This window comes from Methylomonas sp. (assembly GCF_023228165.1).
Taxonomy (GTDB): Bacteria; Pseudomonadota; Gammaproteobacteria; order Methylococcales; family Methylomonadaceae; genus Methylomonas.
In genome coordinates this window covers 48,233-60,856 of record NZ_JALOBS010000020.1, presented here as the reverse complement: position 1 = coordinate 60,856, position 12,624 = coordinate 48,233, and the positions used below count along the sequence as shown (strand labels likewise).

Genomic DNA, 12,624 nt, shown 5'->3' with positions numbered 1-12,624 from the left:
TGCAAAAAAATAAAATCTTCAATTTCCACTAAACACCTTCTTTTTTGCTACTTTTGCATCTTCATACCTCATAAGTGCAAAGAGAAATCATTCTCTTTGCGCGATTTATGAGCACCGTGCGGAATTTCTCATAGATTGCCAATTCCCAGAACACCATATGCCCGCCATTGCCCCAGATAATCATTTCCTTATCTGCGCTTGGCATTGCTGCAAAACCGTCGATTGTCGATGGCAAATCAATAACTTTTTCATCGTAACCATTCATGACGAGCATTGGCACATCGACATCAGTGTGTTCCCAATCATACATGATGCGCGAGAAATTCGAGAAATCAACCTTGAATGGTCCAATCGGAACAAGGAAAGTATGCTCGTACATTTCATGCTTGAGTTCTGAGTTGAATTCCAGGTCGTAATTTGTCATCTCATTCTCGAGTTCCGCAAATGAATCAAGTGCGAGCGTGTCGTTAAGAAAAAGCAGCGGAACTGGTAGATTGTCAACCGGAAAAGATGCCATTTGTTCCAACATTGGCATGAATGAAAGTGCAAGCGATGAATAAGGACCGCCCTGCGCGATTGTTCCACACAATTTGTTGCGCATCCCGAGAGTGCGTTTAACGCCGTGGCGCGAATTATAGCGGATTACAACGTCGCCGCCGAGAGAATCGCCGAACATCACAACGCCGGGCGCATGCGGATTCATTTGCAAAATGTGGTCGACTGCGATTTCTGTATCATTAGTCATGCTCTCAATTCCGAAGAGAGAGCCATTTAGCGGCGATGATTCAGAACTCATTCCGCGGAAAAGAGGCGCGTAAAATTGTATGCCATTCATTGCGAGATAATCCGAAAGAAGAACTCCATCTGGCGACATGATAATCGGGCGATAATCAGAGCCGGAGCCAGAAATCAGAATGAAAATTGGGTCGGTTGGATGTTTGTACACATGATACAACTGAATCCATTCTTGATGCCCATTCAGCGTGAAATTGAGCATTTCCAGCGGCGGATGGTGAAGATGCGTTGCGGCGCATGCTATGATGAGCGCGAATAAAACAACGGAGATTGACTGCATTTTTCTTGATTGATGATACACACAATGCTCTGAAATGCCGTATATATGTTATGTGTCGCTTTTTTTGAAAAGAAAATTAATTGTGGGAATCCTCGTAAGAAATCGCTCGTCAACTGTTAATTTCAAAAAAAAGCAGCTGTAGAATTATATAACGCGGATAAATGTCAACAATTGATAGTATAATCCTCGAATATCGCAGCACTCAGGCAACACTTGGCGTGAGAGATGGCACGCTTACATTTGCATCGCCGATTATCTTTGGCGAATCAAAGCAGCCGATGCGCGTGCGAGTGTTGAAATGCGTTTTGCCGCGTTCAATTCCGAATGTCATTAATTGCGGAACACTCAATAACCGCACAATTCGCATTTCGAATAATGGTGGCGTTGGATGGACGACACTTACCATGAGCGCAGAAGTTACAAATTATTCTTTGTTAATCGCAGCTATAAATGCAGAAGCTGCCGCACTTGCATGGTGGGCAAATCCATTATTCCCTGGATTTTCAATGACGCTAAATGGAATAACGCGAAGAATAACTATCACACTTGATTCTACAAAATTAGCCGCGCCAGGGCAATTGGGACTCGATTTAGCTGTGAGCGATATTCATACAACACTGGGATTCACGGTGGTATTATCATTCATCGTTGATGGCGCGTTTACAGGCGACTCGGCGGCATTATTGAACTCTTGGGGCGTTTATCTTGATTCGACATTCAATAACACCGTAATTCGCATTTCGAATAATGGCGGTGTTGCGTGGCAGGCGATCGCACTAACGAGCGGAACATATAGCCCGGCATATATAAACGCGGCAATAAATTATGTAGCGGACTCATTAGGCTGGTGGGCTGATAGCACTGACCCTGGATTCAGTCTCGCGAAGAATTTGGCAACACAAGAAGTATATTTGACAATCGATTCTACAAAATTAGCCGCAATAGGACAGCTCGGAATCGATTTCTCGCAATCAGATATTGCATACACACTGGGATTTAGCGCTACGCAAACATTTATCGCAGATGCCACAGTTACTGCGGATGTGCCATCTCATCTTGATACACAAGGACAAGTTATTAATCTCCAAATAACAGGATTAGGGCGTCTTCGGCTCGAAAATAGCGCAAGTGATAATACGCTCGTTACAATTCCGGTGAGTTCCAGCGCGATTTCAACGAGCGATTATATTTATCCTTCGGGTGGAGTTGCCGCGACTGCAGTGGAATGTTTGGTTCAGCCTACAGTTCCGGCTCTCAGTTTTACATTTATTAACGCAAGAGGAAATAATGCGCTTTTCTCGCTTGGTGATGCAGTTGTCGAGATAGAGTTAATACGATAAAAAAGACACTGAACGTATTTCATGGATAATTAATATAATGGCAACAAAAAATAGTGATGACACTCCGACGCATCCGCCGATATCATTCACGCAGAAATTCGCTGCGAAAATAGATAAGCCGCCGAATAGCCGGGATGCTGCGCAGTATTCGCATATTGTAAAAGCTGAACCACAAGGTGATAAATCCGCGATTCATTGCGCAGGAAATTCATGACGATTGCGAATTATACACTTTTTTTGGGCAATTAATCAATATATAGAATACCGCGATGATTCGCCCGAGCGGATTAGAATCGAGAACAGCAAAAGCAAATTATTGCGCATTGCCACCACCAGGTTCTGCTCGTGCTGCGCAAAATATCGTTGATTTACAGCGCCAACAACGGCGCGAAATAATGCAGCGTAATGTTGCACTTCCGGCGACTGGTGGTGTAAAAAAAGGCGGCGAAGCGCGCAAACAGTCACCAGTTCTCGCTGTAGATATGCATCAATATTTAGCCGGAATTGTCGCCAAAGATGAAATAATTAAAGACGCCGGCAGTGATGAGCCGATGGCACCGCCTCCAGTTCCACATGATGAAAATAATATCACAATTCATCTTCCCGCAGTAACTCTTACTCCAGGTTCAGGAACAGAAGATATTTTAGTCAATTTCGATTTATTTTCTTTGAATATATTTTCTGGATTGCCAGATGGCAGTTGCACAGTTTATACGGGTAGTGTATTGAGTGGCTTGAGTTTTCAGCTCGACCGCATAATCGCCATCAATATTAAAGAGTTTTCTATTCCGAAGGTATTCAATGTTGCTCAATATGGTGCAAATTTTGAGTTGGGAACTGACCCATTGGCAGCAAAACGCGTCTATCTGCAGTTCATAAAGATTTCCAATAATCAGGGCTCAATGCAGCTAAAAATGCAGAGCGGTGCAGTTGTCTATGCGCAATTCGAATTCGTCGTGGATAATCTGGATGACGAAATAATTACACTTCGCCCATTGCGCGATACATTTTTGCTTCCACAGCCTACCGCAATGCTCGATGATTTATCTTTCCAACTTTGGTATCCGGATCCATTGCTCAGAAATGATATCGCGCGTTTGGCGATTCCGCCGGCGCGAATCGCATGCACATATGGCGGCATTGATATGCTTGATAATCGCTATACTTGGTTTAATGTGTTGGATATGCAATCACTCTTGGCGATTATCCCATATACTTCTGGCATAACCGTAGACGTGATATTCGAATTGGTCGCTGCATCACCGCTGACAACTCTTTTGACGCGCCCTGGTGGATATAAAGTCGATAAATATCTCTTTTTACCACTCTCTTTTCGAGTAAATGTCGATGTGACAGGTTTAGCGCCGCCTCCAGTTGTTGGAGAGGCATTCACTTGCGTTATTGCGAAAAACCGAATCGCATTCTCACTGCGATTTACTCGCTCAACGCAGCAGGCAACCACCGAGGCAATATTCACGCATATATAAAAAAAGAATTTGCGAGTATGTTAGCGTGTTTATTTTTTTCGAAAAAAATAATCTCCTCACGATAAAATCTTTTACATAACAGTATTAAGATTGCACCAATGACCTTCATCGTCGAATCCCGTACCGCCCCATTTCGCGGCATGGTCTGCGCCACAAACAAGCGCCGGCGTTTCATCGTTGAATTTCGAAATATCGAGTGTCGACAACCCGCCACCCCATCCTTCGCAATTCATTTTATCTGGGGCATAGCAACGGCGAACGCCTTTTTCATCGGTGCCGATAATAATGCCCTTTTCTGATTTCTTCCATGTGATTTTTGGCGAACTACTCTTCAAGAACCAATATCCTCCGCCGAGGAGAAGAATCAAGAGAATAATCACGACAATGATGATAACAATCTTATTCATTCTTTTGAACTGCGACTATATATTGTGACAAAAAAGAAATTTCTTCGCAAAGGAAAAATCTCGTGCGATTTATAACGACACATCCGGATTACACCAATGATTGGGCTTCGTAATCCCCGTATTTCCCCATTTCGCCAAGTGATCCGCACCGCAAACGAGTGCCGGTGAGTCATCATTTAACGCTGCGGCATTAACGGAAAGCGGGAACGCTGCCGCCGAGCCATTACAATTCGTTTTATCCGCGGCATAGCAACGGCGAACGCCTTTTTCATCGGTGCCGACAATCCAGCCGAAACGCGATTTCTTCCATGTGATTTTCTTTGAGCCGCTCATCAAGAACCAAATTCCTCCGCCAAGGAGAAGAATCAAGAGAAGAACCACAATAATAATAATCACAATCTTATTCATTTTCCTTCGTTATATATTGGCGAAAAAAATAAAATCAGTTTTTGCATTTTCTTTTCGCTTCAGTATCGATTTGTTGCACCGCAGAGATGCTGAAGAGTTACTCGTCGATGAGTTCATCTTCTTTATCTTCATCGCACGTGCTGGGCACTTGTGAATTGAGATCCAATTCGCAATCGTCGCCATGCTCGACACTTTGGATATACATCCAACATTCGAAAATGAACGTCTCGTCTGTTGGAAGAACGTGCAGCGCTTCAGTTAGCCTACATAGTTTGGACTTGCAGAATGCATTTGTTGTGCCTGGATAACACTGCAGATGCTTTCCGCAGTATTTGCAGCGGCGGTCAATTTTAAACCAATCTTGAGGATTTTCATCTTGCGTAATTATCGCACATTCGGCGTACTCAGTGGAGACTGAGCGACATTTGCGCGAAGGAAGAAGAATTGGCGAATCTTTGACCATCAAAGTGCGCGGAGCAGAACGAATGTCTTGCGGAACGCGCGGAGGGCGGGTTTCATGCGATGGTTCGCGAAAATCCTGCGAAACGCGCGGAACAAATTCAGCGCGAGGCGCATGAGGTTTTAATTCTTCGCGCGGAACGCGCATATAATGATGACCCTGTGTGGGCGCGTGCTTTACATATTTCGAAGAAGAGTCCATTTGTTGAGTTTAAATGCTTGTATTTAGCCTTGCTAAACACGCGTTGAATGAATTTATATGTGTTATGATAATCTATCAAAACGAGTTTCAAAAAAAAGATAACAGTTCATTCCAACAGTATTCGGCAAAATGCACGAATTCTTCTTATTTAACAATGCCACGCCAATCTTTCCGAAGGACGCGTTGGGGCTTTGCCGAGAGTCTCACGAGTTGTTACTGCTTCACCAACCTCATTTTTCTTATCAACAACGAAACCCTGGGGTGGAATCTTCGCATGTCTCAAAACACGCCTAACGACGTTCCTCCACGTTCCGGCTGGATTCGATATGGCTTCAGCTTCATAGAAACCAAACTTTTCGAGTAAATCGCGGGAAATCCATTTCCTGCCTTCCATGAGGCGTTTGCGCATATCAATCAGCGTGTTATCTTTCGGATTAACATCCAAAAGCGAGAGAATCATGCAATCCCCTTTATGGTGCAGGCACCATTTCTCCGCACCTTCGCGGGATTGAATTCCGCAATCACAATGCGAGCATTGGCGAAATATCTGATATTCTCCCGGTAGTATCCCGCGAAAATTTGCTGAGTGCAATTTCGCTAACGACTCTCCAATTGTCACACAAGCTTCAGGTTTTTCCATCTTGAGTTTATAACTGTTCCTTGCTTTGAACACTGCTTTTAACTGATTTAGTAATACGAAATTCAAAAAAAGAACCAACGTCTAGCTAATGAATAGCAGAGCTCGGCGAAGGCTCCCCCGGAGGGGTCGCTGCTTCGCAGTGCTCGATAGCTTCGTGAACGCTTTCGTTCAAGCTACAATGCTATGAGGCATAACGCGTTTCACACTTTCCGCATATTTCGTATGCGGAAGATGCTTATGCGCTGCATGCCTTTTATATTCGTAGAATAGTCCTTCAACGCACTCGGCGAATGAAGGATACAGACGGCATTTCTCGTTTTTACAGAACAAGTCTGGCATACAATCAGTGCGGAATAAATGCTGGTCGCAGAATCCACAAGTTGCCGAATCTACTTCAATCCAAGTAAGATTCTCAGCTTTGAGGGGAAAGTTGATTGTTGCCATGAGTTTATATGCCGAAGCGTATGTCGCTCGGTTTAATTGCTGTTTTACACTGCCTCTTTAACTGATTTACAGAAACGAGATTCAAAAAGAATAGCTTTGCCATATACTCATTTAGCGCGATTACAGTGGCGATGAACGACTTGTAGGTTTTCAGGCGTTGTCATGCCGCCCGACGAGTACGGAACGATATGGTCTCCTTCCGCATCGCCAATATCGACCGCAATTCCGCAAATCGCACACATTCCGCCTTGTAACTTTAATTTGCCGGCAATCAAATCGCGAGAAAAACACCGCTTCGTATCGAATTCCTCAAGAGAAGAAGTAATTATCGCATCGATATAATGAATCAGCGCGCGAATGAATTTGATTCCTCTATCGCGCTGCTTCAATTCTACACACAGATTTTGTTTTTGCAGAAGCGTGCGAAACTTTGCCGCTAAATCAACGCGCGCGATTCGCCGAAACTTTTCTTTGTTATGAATCAGCGCCGCGCATCTGGCGACAATATACAGAAAATGTTCATGAACAACCAATCCTTCGAGATTTTCGCCCTGTTCGCCGCGAAATATGCCGATTTCGCGCATGTCGTCAGCGTAATTTCGCATTTTGATAAGACTTTCTTTGATTTCCGCGGCGACTTGTGGCGTAATTTTCGCGAGATTCGCATTAATCCAGGCTTCGAATACACCTTCGCGGCGCGTTAAATCGCGAAGAAGAGGGTCACGATACACGGCAATTATGATGACGAGTCGTTTATCTAATTGCCCGCGCGCAATATTTGCGCCGCGCGCAATTGGCGAAGTCGCTGGAAAATCGCTTCTGCATTCCGCGAGAAATTCATAGAAATTCGCGAATCGCACGCGATTGAGTTCATACGAATTAAGCGGCTTTGATGCGCCATTAAGCAGTTCGTAAACATATTGCAATTGCGCAGGAGATTCGCGATATGCCTCTTCCAGATGATTCGCAACTAATGCGTAATTCCAAATCTTCTCGCGCAATTCTACAGGCAATTCGACGAAGCGTTTGCCAGCAAGCGCGCAATATGGCGACCATTCAACAAATTTGCCAAGTACAAATCCATCATCTTTGATAAAATCGAGTATATTACAAATCCTATGCATGCCATCGATGCATTCTATGGAATGTGCCGTAATGTTGGGAATGAACCAAATAGGATTCATCACACGACCCAAAAGAATAGTTTCTATTAGCGCAGTTCGCGCCCTGGAATCCCACGGTTCATATGCGCGCTGATAATATGGATGAATATCAATGAAGATTTTTTTATCGCGTTCGGCATTTACGCGCGATGAATAGCAATGAAGTTCGCGAATCGTTATCTTTGTAATTGCTGGGATATTTGGTTTAATTTCGGCTGCCATTTAACAGCACCGTATTCAGTTTTATTTAGTTATGCTACCTTAATTTAGAATAATTAACTATCTTTGCTATAATGGAGACAATTATAGCCGGCGTTGCTGGGGCTGATGAGGATAAAAAATACGAAGTATGTGTTTTGATGCGCGATTTGCGCAGCAATCTCGCGAAAGTGAGCCTTCGTCTTCCGCAAACATTCGGCATCAGCGATAGTGAATATGTGCTCTGCGGCACAACACAGCGTTTATTTTGCTTTCGCCCGAAATTTTGCAATGATTATTGGGCAAATCGTGAAGTCGTTGCGATTATTCATCAAGATATTCCAGGCATTGACTTTGATTCAGTAGATTTTGACGATTGGTCTCTTTCATTGAAGGGGGACTCACGCGCGAGCGAAGCAAGTGCTTCATCTCTTTTCAATGCCCCAATTTGTTAATCGCGGCTATTATCCGGAAACCTCTATTTCGCGCATGGATTTGCCTTTGTTTCCGAATGATTCTAAGAGAAATCGATGCAAAAAAAGAATCACCTGCGAATATTTATTCGCGAATGGATTTATAGAATGAGTTTGAAATGTTTGTTTTGATTTTTAAAGAATCAAAGAGAAATATTTCAAATAAAAGCGCGTTGCGAGGCAACATGCTTTTATTTTTTCTTATGATTCAGAATCGCAAGAGGTAGTTTCAAAATTAGGGGGTTGAAAGGGACTTTCGCTTCTTCTCCAGTGCCAGAATCGCTGATATTCGCCCACTTTTTCATCGGAATCCGCGTTTACTTTTTCCAATAGCTCATCCGGAATTCGCAATTCGCATTCGAGGCTAATTATCTGAGCGAATTTTACGCGCCTGCGCATCCAAGAGTGTAAATGCCATGGTTCGACATCTTTCGCAGGACCGAATTTTAAATATGTAAACGGCATTTCATTTATGTAAACTATCATCTCGTTTTTGAAATCACACGTGCGAAGCGTTCCAATAATAATTTCCAGACTCTCTTTGAGAAGTTCGAATTCCTCTGGGTCTTCTGGAGGTTCTTCTGGCGCGGCATAATTCGGTATTACAATTACTTCATCCACTGAATCGCACGGTGTTGATTCACAAAATGGACGTGCCAAAGGCGAACGCGCATGAGTCGAATGCATATTTCGTGTGCGCACCGAAGGCAAATGTGCATGTGTCTCCGAGGAAAAGGAATCGTAAAATGATAAATCCGTATCACTTTTGCGGTCAGATATGATATGTGATGCATCGGAAAATTTGGTGGAGCCGCGACCACTTCGTTGGAGTTGTCCAGTTGCGCGCCGATGATATTTCGCTGTGATTGGCGAAAAATGGGAAACAGGTTGTGGTTGTGCTGGCGGATGCAGTATTACAACTTCCGAATATTTCATTTTTGATACTTTCAACGATTCGCGCACCGTAGCGGAAGATTTAACGGATGCGTGAGTGCGAATATGTGTCGACGTGCTTGCTGCATGGGATTGTTCTTCATTTTGTGGTTCGCTGCAATGCAGAACGCGAGTTTCTCGCAATAATTCCGCATTTCTGCAATCTATAATCTCCGGCGAAATTTCTTCGCGCGGCGAATCACTGCGCGTTTTCGGTAAATCTTCTGCATCGCAGCTGAAGCTCAAAGGCGATACTTCGCATTGCGAATATTCTACTTCTGTTACTGATTCATCACTTGGGCTTTCCAAGGAAAAATCTTGCTCCTGTGTTGCGGCTTTGTCTTTGCGCTGGATTGAATCTTGAATTGGCGGCTCACTTAATGCGCGCTTTGCAGAATCACGCTCATTTTGCGACGATGCCCGCAGCGACTCGCTGTCTATTTCCGCATCACTTGAAAATAATTTGCGTTTTGACTCACTTTCAGCTCGCCGAAGGCTCGACCCCTCCGGGGGAGCTTTGGGAGATTGTTCAAAAATTGGCATCTCGATCGGAATATCATCTTCATCCGCCATATCGCCCCAACTCGGCGAGGCAGAAGCCTCTCGGCGGATTGCCATTTTTTGAGCCGATGTTGTCGCTGAGTGTTGTTGATTTATTATTCTCTCTTGAGCGTTTGATTTTTATAGAGCGTATTGTTTTTAATGCCAATGCCAAAATTCAATTTTTGAAGCGAAGAAGAGCTCCCCCAGAGGGGTCGATGCTTCGCCGAGCTCGGCGAACTCCGAGCATCAACACCTTTGGCGGAGTTCGGCGGAGCCTCGACCGCTTTGCGGGAGTTCGCCGAAGGCTCGAAAGAGGGTTGCAACTTGTAACAAAAAGGTTGATATTTCTTGAAAAGAGTCACCATAAAACGCATTTATGTAGCTTCTCCTTCTCATCTAAATGTATTCATTTATCTTTTTTATATACAAATGAGCCAGCTTTACAGTTGAGCAGTATGCAAGTCCTGCAGGATATAATCAAGAAACAATCTACCAAAACATTCGGCAAAACACGAAAGACTCTTCCCCCGCAAAATGTAGAATACCAGAAGACATGGTTTAATATTTCAGAGACGAATTTTGCTACAAGGCAGAAAAATCGTATTAATGTCAGCTCGCAATTTGAGGCGAAAAAAGACGAACTGATCCGCTGTAAGCAAGTAAGTTTGACACTAAACGATGACCAACGGGAAATAATGTTACGATGGATGTACGCTTATGTCCAGATGTATAATGCTACAATCGATTTTATTAATACAGCACAGCCGAAAACTATATCATGGATTCGTATTCGTACAGACAATCTGAAAACCAAAAAAGAAGAAATCCGGCTAAAATCCCAACATCCGCGTTTCATGAAAAACACGAAAATCGTTGCGCACTCTCTTGATGGAGCAATAAAACTGGCGTGCGCCAATTATAAATCTGGATTATCTAACATTCGCGCAAAGAATATTTCTCATTTTCGGATCAGAAAGTGGCGTGTAAGCAAAAAACACTTATTGATCGATATTGAATCATCATATTTTAGGAATAACACTCTGTGTGAAAAGATATTCGGCAAAATACAACTAACTTACAATAATCTGCCGTTTGAAACCAGCCGAATAACGTCGGAATGCAGGGTTTTATTCAATAGGATTTATAATAATTTTACGCTTCTTGTCCCCGAATCAATCACGGCAGAAAAAACAAAGGCTGATTGCAGCATTATTGCACTCGATCCAGGATTGCGGACTTTTATGACCGGTGTGTCGGAAAAAGGCTCTGTAGCGATTTGTGGCAAAAAACTGGCATACGATAAAATTGGCAAACAACTCAAGAGGATCGATAATGCTAAAAAAGTCTGCGAATCAAAAAAGAAGCAACAAAGAATAGAACGTCGTTGCCATAGAAAGATTGAAGGAATGATTACCGAGCTGCATTGGAAGACTGCTAAATATCTTACTGAAAACTATGAAACGATTCTGATTGGCGATTTAAGTGCCAAAGGGATTTCAAGTAATAACATTCAGGGAGGTATTTCCGATAAGTCTAAACGCATTGCTTATGCTCTTTCATTCTTTAAATTTCGCGAAAGATTGGCATTCAAATGTCAACAATATAGCAGGAATTTCACTGTTGTTGACGAACATTTTACTTCAAAATTGTGCAGCCACTGTGGCGAATGCAAAAGTAATCTCGGGGGGGATGAGGTTTACAATTGCGCCAACTGCCATTCGAGTATCGGCAGGGATGTTAATGGTGCTCGCAATATATTACTTCGATGTATGGCATAAAAAATAACGCCATGCGTTCGGCTTGTTACAAGTCGTCAAAAACTTGCTTATTCACGGGAGTTTGCTAATTAGCCTTTATAGGCTGAAAGGTGAACGAACGGATAAGCCTCGGATAGTTCTTCTTTTCAAGAAATATCAAGTTCGATGTAACGGTTTGGAAATTTATCTTTTGTTCATCGTAATACTTAATAATCCGCCGATAATCGCATTCGAAACTAAAATATAATTCTGCGGCGATATCGCGCTGTTCCGCAGTATTGAGACCTGCATAAGATGCGATATATGATACTGTATGCGCGTCAATTTTATCATTAAAGGAACGACTTCCGAATAATTTAAACTCTAATTCCATCAAATCTCGCATAAACTGCGGATTCGGAAATACTCGCGGTCGCAGTTTCAAGAGATAAGCATACGCATCGTTGAGTTTCATTCGGTGATATATCATCAAATAAGCAATAACTATCGTCGGGGAACGGCTTATGCCGGCTTGACAATGAATTAAAATATTTCCGACAGTTAGTCTTCGCGCGATTATTGCCGGAATACATTCTAAATAATCCAATATACTTATGAACTCATCTTTGATATCGAATTTATACAAATGAATATCCGGCGAGAAATCTGGTGTTCGATAGTTACACTCACTTGCCACGTTGATTATTGTTTTGACATTGCTCGTAAGCAGCGTTTCGCGATTCATTTCCGATATTCCGCATAATACGAGATAATATTTGCTTTCTGGCGTGTTTAATTTTGCCGGCACTGACATCTTATATCGCCGCGGTTAATTATCTTTCGGATTGAGAATTTCAAAAGAATAGACTTCTTCTTTGCTTCGGGCGCACTATATTTTGATACGATTTACTGCATATTCGCGCGCATTGTCGCCAATCGTTTGTATGAGTTCACCTTTATTTTCCCGGAAATATTTCAAATATGACAACGTGCAAAGCAACTATCGAAGAGAAATAATGTGCGCACTTGGTGTTTGGATAGAAGTAGAGTTGTTGTCTTTTTGCTATTATTTCTCAAAAAATAGATATGAATTTGGCAAACAATGCGCGAATCATG

At 42.9% G+C, this 12,624-nt stretch carries 13 protein-coding genes; 5 read left to right on the top strand and 8 right to left on the bottom strand.

The window, feature by feature from the left end; genetic code table 11:
• Positions 1–61: 61 nt before the first annotated feature.
• On the bottom strand, positions 62–1,096 hold the full coding sequence (locus tag M0R33_RS15470) for an alpha/beta hydrolase (protein WP_292571105.1): 1,035 nt from the start codon (positions 1,094–1,096) through the stop codon (positions 62–64).
• A 140-nt stretch (positions 1,097–1,236) separates the two neighbouring features.
• On the opposite strand from M0R33_RS15470, the gene M0R33_RS15465 reads away from it, so the two are divergent.
• The 3 genes from M0R33_RS15465 to M0R33_RS15455 are packed head-to-tail and all read left to right on the top strand — an operon-like array spanning position 1,237 to position 3,902.
• Positions 1,237–2,415: a hypothetical protein gene (locus M0R33_RS15465; RefSeq protein WP_292571103.1), complete on the top strand. Its 1,179-nt coding sequence runs from the start codon at positions 1,237–1,239 to the stop codon at positions 2,413–2,415.
• A 37-nt stretch (positions 2,416–2,452) separates the two neighbouring features.
• Positions 2,453–2,629: a hypothetical protein gene (locus tag M0R33_RS15460; protein ID WP_292571101.1), complete on the top strand. Its 177-nt coding sequence runs from the start codon at positions 2,453–2,455 to the stop codon at positions 2,627–2,629.
• A 55-nt stretch (positions 2,630–2,684) separates the two neighbouring features.
• Positions 2,685–3,902, top strand: coding sequence for a hypothetical protein (locus M0R33_RS15455; RefSeq protein WP_292571099.1), 1,218 nt, complete (start codon positions 2,685–2,687; stop codon positions 3,900–3,902).
• Positions 3,903–3,973: 71 nt separating this feature from the next.
• On the opposite strand, the gene M0R33_RS15450 is transcribed toward M0R33_RS15455, so the two are convergent.
• The 5 genes from M0R33_RS15450 to M0R33_RS15430 form a co-directional block, all read right to left on the bottom strand.
• Positions 3,974–4,309 (bottom strand): hypothetical protein, encoded by a 336-nt coding sequence (locus M0R33_RS15450; protein WP_292571097.1) that lies wholly within the window; start codon positions 4,307–4,309, stop codon positions 3,974–3,976.
• A 69-nt stretch (positions 4,310–4,378) separates the two neighbouring features.
• Positions 4,379–4,717, bottom strand: coding sequence for a hypothetical protein (locus M0R33_RS15445; RefSeq protein WP_292571095.1), 339 nt, complete (start codon positions 4,715–4,717; stop codon positions 4,379–4,381).
• Between the two features lie 97 nt (positions 4,718–4,814).
• Positions 4,815–5,378 (bottom strand): hypothetical protein, encoded by a 564-nt coding sequence (locus M0R33_RS15440; RefSeq protein WP_292571093.1) that lies wholly within the window; start codon positions 5,376–5,378, stop codon positions 4,815–4,817.
• 148 nt (positions 5,379–5,526) lie between these two features.
• On the bottom strand, positions 5,527–6,084 hold the full coding sequence (locus tag M0R33_RS15435) for a hypothetical protein (protein ID WP_292571091.1): 558 nt from the start codon (positions 6,082–6,084) through the stop codon (positions 5,527–5,529).
• Between the two features lie 485 nt (positions 6,085–6,569).
• Complete coding sequence (locus M0R33_RS15430; protein ID WP_292571089.1) at positions 6,570–7,847, bottom strand: HNH endonuclease; 1,278 nt, start codon at positions 7,845–7,847, stop codon at positions 6,570–6,572.
• 71 nt (positions 7,848–7,918) lie between these two features.
• Between M0R33_RS15430 and M0R33_RS15425 the strand changes: the two genes are divergently transcribed.
• Positions 7,919–8,278, top strand: a complete 360-nt coding sequence (locus tag M0R33_RS15425; RefSeq protein WP_292571087.1) for a hypothetical protein — start codon at positions 7,919–7,921, stop codon at positions 8,276–8,278.
• A gap of 219 nt (positions 8,279–8,497) precedes the next feature.
• Here M0R33_RS15425 and M0R33_RS15420 read toward each other — a convergent pair whose 3' ends face one another.
• Entirely contained in the window at positions 8,498–9,847 is a 1,350-nt protein-coding gene (locus M0R33_RS15420) for a hypothetical protein (protein ID WP_292571085.1), read from the bottom strand.
• An 11-nt stretch (positions 9,848–9,858) separates the two neighbouring features.
• Here M0R33_RS15420 and M0R33_RS15415 point away from each other — a divergent pair, with 11 nt between their 5' ends.
• Positions 9,859–11,550 (top strand): transposase, encoded by a 1,692-nt coding sequence (locus tag M0R33_RS15415; RefSeq protein ID WP_292571083.1) that lies wholly within the window; start codon positions 9,859–9,861, stop codon positions 11,548–11,550.
• A gap of 64 nt (positions 11,551–11,614) precedes the next feature.
• On the opposite strand, the gene M0R33_RS15410 is transcribed toward M0R33_RS15415, so the two are convergent.
• Positions 11,615–12,253 (bottom strand): dual specificity protein phosphatase, encoded by a 639-nt coding sequence (locus M0R33_RS15410; protein WP_292571081.1) that lies wholly within the window; start codon positions 12,251–12,253, stop codon positions 11,615–11,617.
• Between the last annotated feature and the right edge of the window lie 371 nt (positions 12,254–12,624).